Source organism: Halomarinibacterium sedimenti (genome assembly GCF_019312585.1).
GTDB classification, from domain to species: domain Bacteria; phylum Bacteroidota; class Bacteroidia; order Flavobacteriales; family Flavobacteriaceae; genus Halomarinibacterium; species Halomarinibacterium sedimenti.
This window is the reverse complement of the sequence record NZ_JAHWDP010000001.1, coordinates 759852-776144: the sequence shown is the minus strand read 5'-3', so window position 1 is coordinate 776144 and position 16293 is coordinate 759852. Positions and strand designations below refer to the sequence as shown.

Annotated in this window: 14 protein-coding genes; 6 read left to right on the top strand and 8 right to left on the bottom strand. The window is 36.1% G+C overall.

The window, feature by feature from the left end; all coding sequences use genetic code 11:
- Positions 1–40: 40 nt before the first annotated feature.
- From KXJ69_RS03700 to KXJ69_RS03680, 5 genes are all read left to right on the top strand, one after another.
- Positions 41–1204: a PSP1 domain-containing protein gene (locus KXJ69_RS03700; RefSeq protein ID WP_219051405.1), complete on the top strand. Its 1164-nt coding sequence runs from the start codon at positions 41–43 to the stop codon at positions 1202–1204.
- On the top strand, positions 1197–1679 hold the full coding sequence (locus tag KXJ69_RS03695; protein ID WP_219051403.1) for a gliding motility lipoprotein GldH: 483 nt from the start codon (positions 1197–1199) through the stop codon (positions 1677–1679). Before KXJ69_RS03700 ends, KXJ69_RS03695 begins: the two co-directional genes overlap by 8 nt.
- A gap of 3 nt (positions 1680–1682) precedes the next feature.
- Positions 1683–4001: a penicillin-binding protein 1A gene (locus KXJ69_RS03690; protein WP_219051401.1), complete on the top strand. Its 2319-nt coding sequence runs from the start codon at positions 1683–1685 to the stop codon at positions 3999–4001.
- 85 nt (positions 4002–4086) lie between these two features.
- The gene (locus KXJ69_RS03685; RefSeq protein ID WP_219051400.1) at positions 4087–4788 is read left to right on the top strand and encodes a CoA transferase subunit A; all 702 of its coding nucleotides are present in this window, start codon (positions 4087–4089) and stop codon (positions 4786–4788) included.
- The gene (locus KXJ69_RS03680) at positions 4788–5444 is read left to right on the top strand and encodes a CoA transferase subunit B (protein WP_219051399.1); all 657 of its coding nucleotides are present in this window, start codon (positions 4788–4790) and stop codon (positions 5442–5444) included. Before KXJ69_RS03685 ends, KXJ69_RS03680 begins: the two co-directional genes overlap by 1 nt.
- A gap of 372 nt (positions 5445–5816) precedes the next feature.
- On the opposite strand, the gene KXJ69_RS03675 is transcribed toward KXJ69_RS03680, so the two are convergent.
- Positions 5817–6620, bottom strand: a complete 804-nt coding sequence (locus KXJ69_RS03675; RefSeq protein ID WP_219051397.1) for a T9SS type A sorting domain-containing protein — start codon at positions 6618–6620, stop codon at positions 5817–5819.
- Between the two features lie 120 nt (positions 6621–6740).
- Positions 6741–8429, bottom strand: coding sequence for an ABC transporter ATP-binding protein (locus tag KXJ69_RS03670; protein ID WP_219051395.1), 1689 nt, complete (start codon positions 8427–8429; stop codon positions 6741–6743).
- Between the two features lie 201 nt (positions 8430–8630).
- Between KXJ69_RS03670 and KXJ69_RS03665 the strand changes: the two genes are divergently transcribed.
- Positions 8631–11756, top strand: coding sequence for a M4 family metallopeptidase (locus KXJ69_RS03665; protein WP_219051393.1), 3126 nt, complete (start codon positions 8631–8633; stop codon positions 11754–11756).
- A gap of 40 nt (positions 11757–11796) precedes the next feature.
- Here the strand turns inward: KXJ69_RS03665 and KXJ69_RS03660 are convergent, their stop codons facing one another.
- The 6 genes from KXJ69_RS03660 to KXJ69_RS03635 form a co-directional block, all read right to left on the bottom strand.
- Positions 11797–12510 carry a 3'-5' exonuclease gene (locus KXJ69_RS03660; protein ID WP_219051390.1) on the bottom strand — a complete coding sequence of 238 codons (714 nt, stop codon included), beginning with the start codon at positions 12508–12510 and terminating at the stop codon, positions 11797–11799.
- A 46-nt stretch (positions 12511–12556) separates the two neighbouring features.
- Positions 12557–13717, bottom strand: a complete 1161-nt coding sequence (locus KXJ69_RS03655) for a serine hydrolase domain-containing protein (RefSeq protein ID WP_219051388.1) — start codon at positions 13715–13717, stop codon at positions 12557–12559.
- 9 nt (positions 13718–13726) lie between these two features.
- Positions 13727–14197, bottom strand: coding sequence for a methylated-DNA--[protein]-cysteine S-methyltransferase (locus KXJ69_RS03650; RefSeq protein ID WP_219051386.1), 471 nt, complete (start codon positions 14195–14197; stop codon positions 13727–13729).
- Positions 14197–15285, bottom strand: a complete 1089-nt coding sequence (locus KXJ69_RS03645; protein ID WP_219051384.1) for a CNNM domain-containing protein — start codon at positions 15283–15285, stop codon at positions 14197–14199. The genes KXJ69_RS03650 and KXJ69_RS03645 overlap by 1 nt, the downstream gene beginning before the upstream one ends.
- Positions 15286–15388: 103 nt before the next feature.
- On the bottom strand, positions 15389–15859 hold the full coding sequence (locus tag KXJ69_RS03640; RefSeq protein WP_219051382.1) for a hypothetical protein: 471 nt from the start codon (positions 15857–15859) through the stop codon (positions 15389–15391).
- A gap of 59 nt (positions 15860–15918) precedes the next feature.
- Positions 15919–16236, bottom strand: coding sequence for a hypothetical protein (locus KXJ69_RS03635; protein WP_219051380.1), 318 nt, complete (start codon positions 16234–16236; stop codon positions 15919–15921).
- Positions 16237–16293 lie beyond the last annotated feature (57 nt).

Here is a 16293-nt window from a genome sequence, read left to right as displayed (position 1 = left end):
CGTCTCTTTTTCCTTTAAAAGAGCTATATATACATAAAATATGGGCTGTACCAGTTGTGCCAGTGGCGCTGACGGACAACCAAAAGGCTGCAAGAACAATGGGACTTGTGGTACTGATGGATGCAATAAATTAACAGTATTCGATTGGCTATCTAACATGTCTTTACCTAAAGACATGGTGCCTTTTAATGCTGTTGAGGTTCGTTTTAAAAATGGCAGAAAGCATTTTTATTCAAACCCCGAAAATCTTCCCTTAGCCATTGGTGATGTAGTTGCTACAGAATCTTCTCCTGGTCATGACATTGGAATTGTAACATTAACAGGAGAGTTAGTTAGAGTCCAGATGAAACGAAAGAAAGAACTCTTAAATCTAGAAGAACTTCCCAAAATATATCGAAAAGCAACGCAAAAAGATATTGATATTTGGCAGGGAGTGCGAGATAGAGAAGAAGATGTGCAAAAACGTTCTCGAGAAATTGCTATGGCTTTAGGCCTTAAAATGAAGATTAGTGATGTTGAATTTCAGGGAGACGGATCCAAAGTTATTTTTTACTATACCGCAGAAGAACGTGTAGATTTTAGACAACTTATTAAAGACTTTGCAAGAGCATTTAGTACTCGAATTGAGATGAAACAAGTTGGCTTTAGACAGGAAGCCTCACGTTTAGGAGGAATTGGATCTTGTGGAAGAGAACTTTGTTGCTCTACATGGCTTACGGACTTTAGATCAGTCAATACATCGGCAGCCAGATATCAACAACTTTCCTTAAATCCACAAAAGCTAGCAGGGCAATGTGGCAAGTTAAAATGTTGTCTTAACTATGAGTTAGATAGCTATATGGAGGCTTTAAAGGAGTTTCCAAAAATGGACGTAAAGCTTTTGACTGAAAAAGGAAAAGCGCAATGTCAAAAAATAGATATTTTTAAAGGCTTAATGTGGTTTTCTTATGAAGAACAAGCCATGGCTTGGCATGAGCTTTCAGTAGAAAAGGTAAACGAAATAATTGCTATCAATAAAAAAGGGAAGAAAGTAGCTAGTCTTGAAGAATTTATTGAAGAAAAAATTATTGAAGATGCAGAACTTTTCAACAATGTCGTTGGGCAGGATAGTTTAACTAGATTTGACCAACCCAAGCGTGCTAGAAACAAAAAAGGAAAGAGCCGAAGTAAAAACAGAAATAAAAACCGAAAAAGAAATGCGTAGCATTTTTTGGACACTTTTAGTAGTCATAACGTTTATAGCTTGTGATGGTAAAACTGTGGTTAGTGAAATGAAAACACTGCCGGGTCATTGGGGTCAACAGGATATAATTGAGTTTACAATTCCACAATTAGACTCTCTTAAAAAGTATAATATGTTTCTACATGTAAGAAACACGAACGATTATCCTTTTAATAATATATTTATTATTGCCAGTATCAATTTCCCCCACGGGAAAGTAGTCACAGACACCCTAGAATATCGTATGGCTGAATCAGATGGCACTTGGTTAGGAACAGGAGTAGGGAGTATTAAAGAAAGCAAACTTTGGTACAAAGAAAATATATCTTTTTTTGAAGAAGGGAGTTATGTCTTAAGAGTTTCACAAGCAGTGCGCAATAATGGCAATGTTGGTGGCGTTTCTCAATTAAGTGGTATCACAGACGTAGGCTATAGTATAGAAGAAGTAACGGAGTAAAAAATGGAAGCAAAAACCATAAAAAAGAAGGGAAATCAACCAGAAAACAAAAAGCATATAAAAACTTTTTGGAAGATTTTTGGTGTTGGAATTTTATTGATTCTTTTAATATTTCTTCTAGCCTCTTGGGGTGTGTTTGGAAGCCTACCCGATGAGACTAGTTTAGAAAATCCCGAAAAAGACCTTGCTACTCAGATTATTTCTTCAGATGGACAAGTGATCGGAAAGTTTTTTAAGGAAAATAGAACGCCAATACAATATGAAGACCTTCCTGAAGACCTAGTAAATGCTCTTATTGCAACAGAAGACGCTCGTTTTTATGACCATTCTGGGATTGATGGTAAAGGAACTCTTAGAGCGGTAGCATTTTTAGGAACACGTGGAGGAGCAAGTACTATTTCGCAACAATTGGCAAAACAATTTTTTACAGATCAAGTGGCAAGTAGTAAACTTGAAAGAGGTGTTCAAAAAATAAAAGAATGGATTATTGCTACTCGCCTAGAACGACGGTACACTAAGGAAGAGATCATCACCATGTATTTTAACACCTATGATTTTCTGAATTTAGCTATTGGGATAGAATCTGCTTCAAATATTTATTTCGATAAATCGCCACAAGAATTAAACCTTCAAGAATCGGCTATGTTGGTTGGGATGTTTAAAAATTCTTCTCTCTATAATCCGAAGAGAAACCCTGAAGGAGTTATGAATCGAAGAAATGTGGTTCTTTCTCAAATGGAAAAATACGATTTCATTACGGAAAAAGAAAGAGACTCTTTACGTGAATTACCTTTAGGCGTAAAATTTACGCCACAAGATCATGACAAAGGAATTGGAACTTATGTGCGAGAATACATTAGAGGTTATATGAAACAATGGGCAAAAGATAATCCAAAGCCCGATGGCTCCTTTTATGACATTAATAGTGATGGGTTAAAGATTTACACAACCTTAGATTCCAAAATGCAATTGTATGCTGAGCAAGCTATAGATGCTCACATTGCAAATATTCAGAAGCAATTTACAATTCAAAACGAAAAGAATAAAACAGCACCATTTCGGGATATTACACAAGAAGAAGAAGATCAAATTTTAGAATCTGCAATGAGACGAAGTGATCGCTGGAGGGAGTTAAAAAAACAAGGGAAAAGTGAAAAGGAAATTTTGGAAAGTTTCAGAAAAAAAACGGAAATGACCATCTTCGCTTGGGGAGGAGATATAGACACCTTAATGACTCCTATAGATTCTATAAGATATTATAAGTCTTTTTTAAGAGCATCCATGATGTCTATGACGCCTCAAACAGGTGAGATTAAAGCATGGGTAGGAGGGGTTAATTATAAACATTTTAAGTATGATATGGTGAAAACAGGGAAGCGGCAAATTGGTTCTACTTTTAAACCGTTTGTATATGCAACGGCTATTGATCAAATGCATATGTCTCCTTGTGACACATTACCTAATACTCCCTATTGTATTCCTACAGGGAAGTATGGACTTTTAAAAGATTGGTGTCCAAAAAACAGTGATGGTAGTTATGGTGGGATGTTAACATTAAAACGGGCATTAGCTAATTCTGTGAATACCGTTACAGCGAGACTTATTGATCGTGTTGGGCCTCGACCCGTTATTGATTTAGTAGAAAAAATGGGAGTTGAATCTAAAGATATTCCAGAAGCACCCTCCATTGCTCTAGGGACGGCAGATATTTCATTGTACGAAATGGTAGGAGCGTATAGCACCTTTGCCAATGAGGGCGTTTATGTAAAGCCTATTTTAGTGCAACGGATCGAAGATAAAAATGGAACCATTTTGTTTCAAAATGTACCCGAAACAAAAGATGTTATAAGTAAAGAATCTGCCTATGTAACAGTAAGTTTAATGGAAGGGGTTACACAAGCAGGATCAGGACAGCGATTAAGACATTCTTGGGCAACTAATACAGCAACTTATAAAAATGCAGTAACAGGATATCCTTATGAATTTACAAATCCAATTGCTGGAAAAACAGGAACAACTCAAAATAATAGTGACGGATGGTTTATGGGGATGGTGCCCAATTTGGCAACAGGAGTTTGGGTAGGAGGAGAAGATCGTTCGGTGCGTTTTTCAAGCACGGCCTATGGCCAAGGAGCTACCATGGCATTGCCTATATGGGGAATTTATATGCGAAAATGTTATGAAGACCCATCTTTGGATGTTTCAAAAAACAACTTTAGCAAACCTTCAAAACTTTCCATTGAGACAGATTGTGCTAAATATAGTGGTGGTTCTGGAGAGGGGAATGAACTTCCGGATGACGAGTTTGACTTTACTCCTTAATCCTAAAAATAAAATCCATAAAACCCGAGAAATCGGGTTTTTTAATGCCTATATTTTTGTAATTTTAGTAAAAATTGTAAAGCAAATGATAACTAAAACAGTTGCCAATGTTCAAGACGCATGTAAAGGGGTGAGGGACGGAATGACCTTTATGTTGGGAGGCTTTGGACTAAGTGGAATACCAGAGAATTGCATCGCAGAATTGGTTCGATTAAATGTAAAAGGAGTGACTTGTATTTCCAATAATGCTGGGGTCGATGATTTTGGATTGGGGCTATTGCTTCGAAAGCATCAAATAAAAAAAATGATTTCCTCCTATGTAGGTGAAAATGCCGAGTTTGAAAGACAGATGTTAAGTGGAGAATTAGATGTAGAATTAATTCCACAGGGAACCCTAGCGCAACGATGTCGAGCAGCACAAAGCGGTATACCTGCTTTTTTCACACCTGCTGGCTACGGAACTGAAGTAGCCGAAGGAAAAGAAGTGCGAGAGTTTAATGGGAAAATGCACATTATGGAACATGCTTTTAAAGCCGATTTTGCATTTATAAAAGCATGGAAAGGAGATGCAGCAGGAAACTTAATCTTTAAAGGAACCGCAAGAAATTTTAACCCAAATATGTGTGGTGCCGCAAAAATTACGGTGGCAGAAGTGGAAGAATTAGTTCCTGCAGGAGCGCTTGATCCAAATCAGGTGCATATTCCTGGGATCTTTGTGCAGCGAATTTTTCAAGGAACCAATTATGAAAAAAGGATTGAACAATTAACGGTAAGAAAAAAGGCATAATGGCATTAGATAAAAACCAAATAGCACAACGTATCGCCAAGGAAGTAAATGATGGCTATTATGTTAATTTAGGAATTGGAATACCCACGTTGGTGGCAAATTTTGTTCGAAACGATATTGAAGTAGAATTTCAAAGCGAAAATGGAATTTTGGGAATGGGACCCTTTCCTTTTGAAGGGGAAGAGGATCCAGATTTAATTAATGCAGGAAAGCAAACCATTACTGCATTGCCTGGCGCTTCCTTCTTCGACTCTGCCATGAGTTTTTCTATGATTCGTGGGCAACATGTAGATTTAACCATTTTAGGAGCCATGGAAGTTTCTCAAGAAGGGGACATTGCCAACTGGAAAATACCAGGGAAAATGGTAAAGGGAATGGGAGGAGCGATGGACTTAGTGGCTTCTGCCGAAAATATTATCGTTGCCATGATGCATACCAACAGAGCTGGGGAGTCTAAACTTCTCAGAACATGTTCGCTTCCATTGACGGGTGTACGATGCGTTAAGAAGATTGTAACCAATCTTGCCGTTCTAGAAATAAGAGATAATAAATTTCACCTTCTGGAAAGAGCTCCGGGGGTTTCAGTAGAAGAAATAAAAGCGGCTACTGAAGGTGAAATGGTAATCGATGGCAGCATTCCTGAAATGAAATTTTAAGTATTCTTCCCCAATTTTCATCTTGAGTTCTATAGTTTTTACGATTAAATGTTAAAGTATTACGCATTTCATCGAAAAAATATGTTTTTAATCGTGTTTATTTAATTTTTTTTACAATTTAGCTTTCCCAAATTTGATTAACCACGCTTAACCAACTTATGTAATGAAAAGTGTAACCAACTGGATAAAAAATACTTCGCAGCTTATAAAAAGTTTGTTTTATGTTGCTAAAAAAGTATTCTTGTTGATGTAGCTTATTAAAAATCCTTTTTCCCCAAATCTGCAACGATTCAGATAAAGGTAAACCCGTTCTTTGTGAGGTTAGAACGGGTTTTTTATTTACTTCTTTTAAGGGAAAGTTAGTAGTTTCCTTTATTGTTTTATGAACTTATAAGACCCTTTTTGAGTCCCAGAGGAAACTTGGATAAAATAAGCTCCAGCTGTTAGTTCTGACACATTAACTTCTACATTATTTAAGTTGATTGACTGATCAATAACTTTTCTTCCCAATACATCATAGATAGCTATTTGATCAATAGTATTAGCTGCAGAAATATTTAGGCTATTTTTAGCTGGATTAGGATACATTGAAAAACCTTCAACTTGATTGTCTGCAACGCCTAAGGCATCTGTTTCCAATCTAAAATTGTCAATTCCTCCATGCCATCCCCAACTACCAGTACCATCAAACTCTGGATCATCCATAAAAGTAAACCTAAATGTTAAACTAGAATTAACGTAGGCTGAAACATCATAACTTAAAGTTTGAATGTCCGGATCCATATCATCCTCAAAATGAGCTATGACCGCCAATTGAGTGGTGCTCCCTTCCCAAACTTCAATATCGAAATATTGATCCCCAGATTCTTGAAACGCAACATCAACTGTTAATACAGCTGTTGTCGCGCCACTTAAATTATAAGAGGCACTAATAATGGATAGAAAGTTTACATCTGGAATATCACCACAAGCATCGTCATCATAAAACCAAGCCTGCGTTAAAAAGTCATCTCCTGTAGGTAAATCTGTTCCAAATTGGAAATCACAAGTACCTTCCCATACTGCCGTACCCCATCCTGCCGGAGCACCAGAATTAAAATCTTCATTAATTGTGAACTGTGAAAATCCACTTGCAGAAAGTAATACTGCAAACAATAATAGTGTAATTTTTTTCATAATTATTTGGTTTTTAGTTAGTCTATTAAAGATAGAGTAATAAACCATATAATATTGAAATACAATTTTTTATTCGTTAAACGACCCATTCTGATGTTATAAGGGCAAGGAAGTCTTTTTTTAAATCCCTTTTGGAATTGCTTCAATAAGTTTTTTGGTGTATTCTGTTGATGGATTGGCATAAATTTCATCCGCATCACCTATTTCTTCAATTTTGCCTTCATTCATTACAATGAGTTGGTCTGCCATAAATTTTACCACGGCTAAATCGTGGGAGATAAATATATAGGTAAAACCAAAATCGTCTTTCAGTTCATTTAATAAATTTAAAACCTGAGCTTGCACCGAGATATCCAAAGCACTTACACTTTCATCACAAATAACGAGTTTAGGCTCTAATGCAATGGTGCGTGCAATGCCCACCCTTTGCCTCTGACCGCCAGATAATTCATGCGGATATCTATTAAAATAGTTTTCGTCTAAACCTACTTTTTGTAAAAGTTTGGCAACTTTATCTTCTCGATGTTTTTTGGATGTTCCAATATTATGAACTTTCATGACCTCAACGATGGCTTGTCCAATAGTTAGCCTTGGGTTTAATGAAGAATATGGATCTTGAAATATTAGCTGGATATCCTTTCTTAGTTTTTTTATTTCAGTATTAGAAAGTTTTGTGATGTCCTTTCCTTTGAAATAAACGCTCCCTGCGGTCGCTTTTTCCAACTGTAGAATTACCTTTCCTAAGGTAGATTTTCCACAACCAGACTCACCCACCAATCCTAGGGTTTCTCCTTCAAAAACACTAAAAGAGACCTTGTTAACAGCTTTAATAGAACGCTTTTTGGTGAAAAGTCCTGTATTTTGAAAATATTCCTTTTCTAAGTTTTTAATTTCTAAAATAGGCTTTTGCAAATAAATTTGTTTATGCTGAAATGCCCTTTGAGAAAGGGTTATTTCTTTTGGAGTAAAAGACTTGTCTGCTAAAGAAGCAATGGTTGGAAGTTTTTCAAAACGCTTATCTAGTGGTGGACGGGAAGCAAGAAGGGCTTTTGTGTATTCTTGTTTTGGTAATTTGAATATTTCAAAAACTGAACCTTCTTCAACGACTATTCCCTTGTGCATTACTACAACACGATCTGCAATTTCAGAAACTAAGGCTAGATCATGAGATATAAAAATTAAACTCATTCCAGTTTCTTTCTGAAGCTCTTTTAGTAACTGAAGTATCTCTTTTTGAACCGTTACATCCAAAGCAGTTGTAGGCTCATCTGCGATCAATAATTTTGGCTTACAAGAAATAGCCATAGCAATCATAACTCGTTGCATTTGCCCTCCACTTATCTGGTGTGGGTATCTATGGTACAATTCTTTAGGTTGAGGCAGTTTTACCTTTTCAAATAGCGAAAGCGTTTCTTTTTTGGCATCCGAAGAGGACATTTTTTTATGTAGCTGAAGCATTTCAGAAACTTGTTCACCGCACTTAATGGAAGGGTTTAAGGCACTCATGGGTTCTTGAAAAATCATAGAAATTTCATTTCCCCTTAGCTTTCGGTAATCCGTTTCTTTTAGAAAGGCAAGGTTTTTATTTTCAAACAATATGTCTCCAGAAAGATGGGAGGTTTTCTTTGGTAACAACCCCATAAGCGCTAATGAGGTAACCGATTTTCCCGAGCCAGACTCTCCTACAATCCCTAGAACTTCATTTTGTAAAACTGTAAATGAGATATGATGAAGCACTTCGGTTTTGGATTTCTTATTTCCAAATGAGACCAAAAGGTTTTTAATAGTAATAAGGGGTTCTTTTTTCATTAGCTCAAAGATACTTCAATTAAAATTTTAAATAAAAACTGTAAAGTCTACTAAATCAGTAGGTTTAGTTTTGTAGGAAAAAAATTGTTAATAAAATCTTAATGTAGTTCATCGAAAATAATTTTATTTATAAAAAAAAAGCCTTTGTTTTAAATAATTATTACAAATAAATACTAATCATTAACAAAAACACTAATCATTATGAAAAAAATTAGTAAAAATGTATTTCTTGTTTTTTTATCGGTCCTTACTTTCGCTTTTGGGACGATTGAAGTTAGTTCCCAGAACAAGTCCGATGAGCAAAGAAATATTAAAAGACCACCAAGCCTCAGAGTATTTGATGCTTCAAAAAATTACAATTCTCAAAACACTTCTCAATTACTGCAACAGGAATTTAAATTCTCCCCGCAAACTTCCTTTCAGTATGTAAATCAAAACCAAGATCCATTAGGTTTTACTCACGACAAATACCAGCAATACTATAATGGTATTAAAGTTGAGTTTTCAACCTTTACGCTTCACTCAAAATCGGGTGTTATAACATCTATGACCAATAGTCTAGCGGATATTAAAGAGTTAAATACTACGCCCGCACTTGGCGCAAATCAGGCATTTAATTATGCAATCGCCAAAGTAGGAGCTACAAGATATTTATGGCAAAATGTACAAGAAAGTGAACTTGCCAATTATGAATTGCCTCAAGGAGAGCTTATTATTTTTCCAGTCCTTGAAAATGTAACCAAGGAAAATAGACTTGCTTATAAGTTTGATATCTATGCATCGGAGCCACTTTATAGAGCCGATGTTTATGTAGATGCTATAACGGGTGAAATTCTTCTAGAGAACAAGAAAATTCATCATGCCAATGTACCAGCTTCTGGGAATAGTCTTTATAACGGAAATGTATCCTTTACAGCAGATAATGCTTCAGGGCCTTATAGGCTACGTCAAACAGCAGATGGTAACGGTATCCAAACCTATGATATGAATAATGGCACCAATTATAATAATGCTTCTGATATTACTAGTGGTTCTACTAGTTTTAATCACCCAACAGGTGTGCAAGCACATTTTGGGGCAGAACAAACTCATAAATATTTCTTAGGTAAACATAATAGGAACTCCTATAATAATGCAGGAGCAATTATTCGTTCCTACGTAAGTTATTCAAACAATTATGTAAATGCATTTTGGGATGGTAGTAGAATGACTTATGGTGATGGAGACGGAGTAAATTATGGACCCTTAGTGTCGTTAGATATTGTAGGTCATGAGATAACCCATGGGGTTACAGAATACTCTGCTAATTTGGTTTATAGTTATCAGTCGGGTGCTTTAAACGAGTCTTTCTCCGATATTTTTGGTGAATCTATTGAAAACTATGCTTCGGGGAGTAATGATTGGCTTATGGGAGACCAAATAGGAGCTGGCGGAAGTGGTGGCGCTTTACGCTCCATGAGCAACCCAAATGCCTACGGGGATCCTGACACTTATTTAGGAACTAATTGGTATTCTGGTTCAGGAGATAATGGTGGCGTACACTATAATTCTGGAGTGCAAAATTTTTGGTTCTATTTATTAACTGTTGGTGGTAGTGGTACAAATGATAACGGTGACAGCTATACTGTAACTGGAATTGGAATGGATAAAGCGGCCGCTATCGCGTATAGAAACTTATCGGTTTATTTAAGTACAAATTCTCAGTATAGTGACGCTAGAACAGGTGCCATTCAAGCTGCTATTGATTTATATGGTGCAGGAAGTGCTGAAGAAATTGCCACTACCAATGCCTGGTATGCAGTTGGAGTTGGTTCTGCCTATGGCGGTGGTGGTGGTGGCGGCTCCTATTGTGCCTCTAGTAGTACTAATGTAAATGACGAATATATAAGTAGAGTTCAATTAAACACCATAGATAACTCTTCTGGCGCACAGTTTTATTCTGATTTTACTTCCGTTTCTACGAATTTAACCGAAGGTCAGTCATATACTATTACAGTAACTCCTACCTGGACTGGAACTGTTTATGCCGAAGGGTACGCCGTTTGGATTGACTATAATGATGACAAAGATTTTAATGATGCAGGGGAATTAGTTTGGTCTAAAGCAGCTTCAACCAATACTCCTAATAGCGGATCCTTTACAGTGCCAAGCGGGACGTCTGGGAACTCTGTAAGAATGCGTGTTTCGATGAAGTACAATGGAATTCCAACTTCATGCGAAACCTTTACCTATGGTGAAGTGGAAGATTATACCGTGAATCTTGGGACCGGTGGAGGAGATACCGAAGCCCCTACAAACCCTTCAAATCTTTCTGCCTCTAATGTAACAGATACTACGGTTGACCTTTCTTGGAATGCTTCCACAGATAATGTTGGTGTTACTGGATATGAAGTTTTTGAAGGAGGATCAAGTATAGGAACTGTTACAGGTACTTCTGCCAATGTTACAGGTTTAACAGCTGGAACATCCTATTCTTTTAATGTTAGAGCATTTGATGCTGCTGGGAACAATTCGGGATTAAGTAATACAGTTTCTGTTACTACTACTGGTGGCGGCGGCGGAGGTTCAACAGTGTTACACCAAGGATCCTTTGAAACTGGTTGGGATGGATGGATAGATGGAGGAAGTGACTCCTATCGTTACTCTGGATCAAGATCTTATCAAGGAAATTATTCGATTCGATTGCGAGATAATACAAACTCTTCTACAATGACATTAGGAAGTTTCAATGTGACCAGTTATAATTCAATTGATATAGAGTTCTATTTCTATTCTTGGAGTATGGAAACGGGTGAAGACTTCTGGGTACAATTCTACGATGGCTCTACTTGGAGAACTGTGGCATCATATGCAAGTGGAACGAGCTTCAATAATAATTCATTTTATGTAGCAACTGTAAATATACCTAGCACAAGTTATAATTTCCCAAGTAATGCCCAATTCAGATTTAGATGCGATGCAAGTTCAAATTCAGATCACATTTATATTGATCAAGTAACTATTACTGGTAATACTGGAACTGCTTTTGCAGGGAATTCAATTACAGCTATAGGAGGTGTTCAAGGATTTGGTAGTGGAGACAGCGATGCTGCGTTTGAAGGGGATATGTTATTGTATCCTAATCCTACAACAACTTTCTTAAATGTAAGATTACTAGAGTCAATCGACAATACAACCTTCAAAATTGTAAATACACTAGGCCAAGAAGTAATGTCTGGTTTATTAACCCAACAACCTTTAAATGTTGGAAGACTGAAAAGTGGAATTTATATCATTGAAATTAATGATGGAGAAGAAATAATTTCACAACGGTTTATAAAAGAATAATATTCAATTTTTAAAAAGCCCGCCTGTTTGGCGGGTTTTTTTATACGCTTAATATTTCACTTTCGTCTAAAATTTCTTCATTCCGGAGTCTTAAAAATATTTGAGCCACTGTGATAGCATCTTTTTCGCAATACTGTATAATTCTATCCAAATCTTTTTCTTCATAAAACACGTCCCGAACTTGACTGCCGTCAATATCGTCTTTTGGAGAAGGGATATCTAATACATGCGCCATTAATTTTAAGGAAGTAAAGGTTTTATAATCACCAAATTTCCACAATTCAAGTGTATCCAAATGAGGCACTTCCCAGGGCTTTTTACCAAAGAAATTTAACTTGAACGGAATATCCATTCTATTAATTATCATACGGCGAGCGATATAAGGAAAATCGAATTCTTTTCCGTTATGTGCACAAAGTACATGTTGAGGTTTATTAAAATGAGTTTCTAAAAGTGATTTAAAGTCTCTTAGAATTTTCACTTCTTCACCATAAAAACTGGTTACGCGAAAATTTCTTATATCGCCTTTCATTTTAAAATATCCTACCGAGATACAAATTATTTTACCAAATTCTGCCCAAATTCCTGCTCTGTCATAGAATTCTTCAGGGGTGAATTCGTCTTTGCGCTGGTATTGTGTTTTTTGCCCCCAAAGCACTTTTGAAGTATCATCTAATTTGTTGAAATCATCAAATAAGGGAACCGTTTCAATATCCAAAAATAGGATATGCTCCAAATTAATTCGGTGTAACATATTTTGAAAATTTTATAAAGGGGAGTTACGTAAAATTACAAATTTTCTACAAACTATTACCTTCAAGCATGTTATATGCTTCTTCAATATAAACCGTAATGTCTTCGGTAAATACACCTACTCCTGCATCGGGACTTTTTTGATGCCCTAATCGAACGATAATAATATTATCATTGGGCTCAACTATTACGTATTGACCAAGGTGTCCTCGCATCATAAAAAAGTTTTTGTCATCTGTGTTATATAACCACCAACCGTAGCCGTATTGAGGGCTTTCTGGAAACCTTGGAGTAATATTTTTTGCCACAAAAGAAGAATCTAATAGTTGTTGACCGTTCCACTTTCCGGAATCTTTATATAATTTTCCAAATCGCGCAAAATCTTTTGCATTACTAGCCAGACAACAAAAACATTTTTCCATACCTTCTGCTTCACTATCTACTTGCCAAAGGGCTTGGTGCTCAGCACCAAGAGGCTTCCAAAAGCTTTCACTTAAATATTTTGAGAGAGTTTTTCCAGTGGCTTTTTCAATGACCATGCCTAACAGTTCTGTATCGCCACTCGCATATTTAAAGACTTTTCCTGGGGTTTCTATTACTTTTAACCCTTTTATGACTTCCCGTAAGTTATCATCAAAATAGGCTCTGGTGGTAATAGAAAACGGTGAATAATAGGCTTCGTCCCAATTGGTTCCAGAGGCCATAGAAGATAAATCACCTACGGTCATTTGCGCAGCGAGACCTTCATTAAATTCTGGAATAAAATCTCCTACAGGTTGATCTAAACTCTCAATATACCCATCCATAATGGCTTTCCCCAGCATAGCCGTTACCATGCTTTTTACCATAGAAAAAGAATTGGACTTAGAATCTTCGGCATACCCCTCGTAATATTTTTCAAACCAAATACTATCATTTTTAATAATGAGGTAGGCTACTGTACCTAGATCCAAATTCCATTGAGCTAATTTTTCAGTCTCCGAAGCGGTATTATATTCACGATGTTCCAGCCAAGGTGGTGGTGCTCCATTTTCAACTGTGTGATTATCGAATTTTTGATAATCTTCAAGATAGGCAGTGGTGTGACCATTGAGATAAATAGTTCGGACCGCTTTTAGGAGGTAATCTGTATCTGTGATATAGAGTGTCGCAACTAAAAGTACTATAATAATTGTCAGCCATTTGAAGAATTTCTTGAGTATTTTCATTGAATTAAGCTAAAAAAGTTCACCTTGTTTTACGGGGTTTTCATGTTGAAGCAACCATTTCTTTCTATGCAATCCGCCAGCATACCCAGTTAAAGAACCATCACTGCCAATAACTCGATGGCAAGGTATAATGATGGCAATGGGGTTTTTTCCGTTTGCAGAAGCAGCGGCTCTTATCACTTTTGGATCGCCTAATAAATTAGCCATTGCCCGATAACTGGTTGTTTTTCCGAAAGGAATTTGCTGTAATTGCTGCCAGACTTTTTTCTGAAAATCAGTTCCTTTTGGGTTTAATTGAAGATTAAAATGATTCCTTTTTCCTTCAAAATATTCGGTTAATTGATTAACAGCGTCTTTTAAACTATCTGGGATTTGTTCAGAGGTTATTTCACTTTCCCGAAATACAACTTTAGAAATACCCATGTCATCTCCGTAAATTGAAAGAGTACCAATAGGACTATTCATTGAATACTGGTTCATTATTCCCTTGTATTTTCAGACTGTAAATCTATACCCATTCTTCGTGCGCGTCTTTCCCAGTTTTTACGGGCAGCAGCCTGCATGTCTTCAATAGCATCGCTTTCATCCATAATTTCTAGACCTAAAAGCGTTTCAATGATATCCTCCATAGTTACGACACCTATAGTATTCCCAAAATCGTCCACAACAAGTGCTATATGGTTTCGTTGATGAATAAACTTATTGAAAAGTTCGGGGATAGGTTTTTGTGCTTCCACTACAGATATCTCTCTTTTAATATCCGCTAGAGTTTTTTTACCCTTTTCCTCTACTATTTCTTCCAGAATATCGTCCTTTAAAACAAAACCCGTAATGTTGTGGCTTTTTTCATTATACACAGGAATTCTACTAAATCGAAGATTTTTATGAGACTCGTGAAATGCTTCTAGGGTCACTGTCTCGTCTTCCATGGTTACCACTGGGAAGGGAGTCATCACGTCTTTGGCATAAATACTTTTAAAAACTAACAGGTTTTTAATAACGGCACCTTCATTATCATCGAAAACACCTTCCTGCTCTGCAGCATCCGTAAGTGCAATAAATTCTTCACGACTCATCGTGCTGACGTGGGCCGATTTACCGATGAGCTTGGTAACTTGGGTTAAAATCCAGAGTATGCCTGTATATCTTAAAGGAAAAATCATAAGCTTTAAACCTATTGCTGTGAAACTTCCAAGTTTTTTCCAATAGGTAGCACCAATAGTTTTAGGAATAATTTCTGAAATAACTAAAATAAGAAGCGTCATAATTGCCGAAACAATTCCCACGATGTTTATCCCAAAAACTTCTACTTTATAGGGTAGTTTTTCGGCTTGTACGCCTACCAAAATAGCACCTACCGTATGCGCAATAGTATTAACAGTTAAAATAGCAATAAGCGGTTCATCAATATTTCTTTTTAGCTCGGCCAAATGCGAAGCATACGCTTTTCCTTCATGTTTTTTCATTTTAATAAAGGAAGGGGTGTAGCTTAACAAAGCTGCTTCTAGTATGGAGCATAGAAATGAAAATGCAATGGAAAGTACTGCGTAAACAATAAGCAGTGTCATATAGTTAATTTTTCTTAAAGATACTAAAGTATGTTTGAAGCAAATTTCGAATACTAAAATACTTTATTTGAAATAAAAAAGGAGGCTTTTTTGCCTCCTTTTTTTATGATGCCTTAAGTAAAGGCTTAATTATATTCTGCCATTTTTCGGCCTCTTTTAAACATTTGTGAGGATCAACAATAGGCGCATCATCTTCATCTTCTTGATAAAAAACAATCTCTTTTTTTGAAGTAGTATTTGAAAGTTCAAGACCTACCCATTCCAAGTGCTTTCCATGGTTTCTTAGGGTTTTTATTTTACAATCAGATTGTAGATTCAAATCAATGATTTCAAATTTTTCTGAAAGAAGTTTTCTATTGGAACAAATTAATTTTTTGCTAGTTTGATCAATTCCTAAAATTAGGTCTCCATTTATTTCCATTTCACTAAGAGTTATTTTATTCAATTCGCATAATTTTTGAATTGCCTTACGAACCTTACTTTCTTTTCGAGATGTTTGAGTAATTAAATAAATTAAGGGTAAAAAGGTTGCTGCTAAAAGTATAGCGCTGATAATTAAAGTGCTTGATTTCATTTTGTAAAGTATTGATAATTAATAGGTTTATTTAAATTTCCGATTTAAATAAACATGCATTACCAAAATAAATGAAAGGGGAAGATTTGTTGGGTAAGAAGCTTTTTAAGGTTCTTTTTAAATAAAAAATTGTCTTTATTTTCTGAAAGTGAACTAACAAAAAAAAGTGTATTGAAACGTGAATTTTTATTAGAAAAGAAATGTATTTGAGGATAGAAATTCTGCTCAAACGTTTTGGTTGTACCAAATTCTTCAACAATAAGAGCTCGATGATTTAGCGGGACTTGAATGGATGCAGTTCCATCCTGTAAAGTAGATTTAGTTCCTTCTTCTTGCGTTGAAAAAGCGAAACTCTCTGAAGTCAATAAGATTGACATCAGAAGTTGAAGGAATAAAAATATAACCGTCCTTTTCACACAACAAATGTATACGAA

Coding starts and splice junctions, on each gene's coding strand:
- KXJ69_RS03700 (WP_219051405.1), top strand. CDS start 41: ATGGGCTGTACCAGTTGTGCCAGTGGCGCTGACGGACAACCAAAAGGC.
- KXJ69_RS03695 (WP_219051403.1), top strand. CDS start 1,197: ATGCGTAGCATTTTTTGGACACTTTTAGTAGTCATAACGTTTATAGCT.
- KXJ69_RS03690 (WP_219051401.1), top strand. CDS start 1,683: ATGGAAGCAAAAACCATAAAAAAGAAGGGAAATCAACCAGAAAACAAA.
- KXJ69_RS03685 (WP_219051400.1), top strand. CDS start 4,087: ATGATAACTAAAACAGTTGCCAATGTTCAAGACGCATGTAAAGGGGTG.
- KXJ69_RS03680 (WP_219051399.1), top strand. CDS start 4,788: ATGGCATTAGATAAAAACCAAATAGCACAACGTATCGCCAAGGAAGTA.
- KXJ69_RS03675 (WP_219051397.1), bottom strand. CDS start 6,620: ATGAAAAAAATTACACTATTATTGTTTGCAGTATTACTTTCTGCAAGT.
- KXJ69_RS03670 (WP_219051395.1), bottom strand. CDS start 8,429: ATGAAAAAAGAACCCCTTATTACTATTAAAAACCTTTTGGTCTCATTT.
- KXJ69_RS03665 (WP_219051393.1), top strand. CDS start 8,631: ATGAAAAAAATTAGTAAAAATGTATTTCTTGTTTTTTTATCGGTCCTT.
- KXJ69_RS03660 (WP_219051390.1), bottom strand. CDS start 12,510: ATGTTACACCGAATTAATTTGGAGCATATCCTATTTTTGGATATTGAA.
- KXJ69_RS03655 (WP_219051388.1), bottom strand. CDS start 13,717: ATGAAAATACTCAAGAAATTCTTCAAATGGCTGACAATTATTATAGTA.
- KXJ69_RS03650 (WP_219051386.1), bottom strand. CDS start 14,197: ATGAACCAGTATTCAATGAATAGTCCTATTGGTACTCTTTCAATTTAC.
- KXJ69_RS03645 (WP_219051384.1), bottom strand. CDS start 15,285: ATGACACTGCTTATTGTTTACGCAGTACTTTCCATTGCATTTTCATTT.
- KXJ69_RS03640 (WP_219051382.1), bottom strand. CDS start 15,859: ATGAAATCAAGCACTTTAATTATCAGCGCTATACTTTTAGCAGCAACC.
- KXJ69_RS03635 (WP_219051380.1), bottom strand. CDS start 16,236: ATGTCAATCTTATTGACTTCAGAGAGTTTCGCTTTTTCAACGCAAGAA.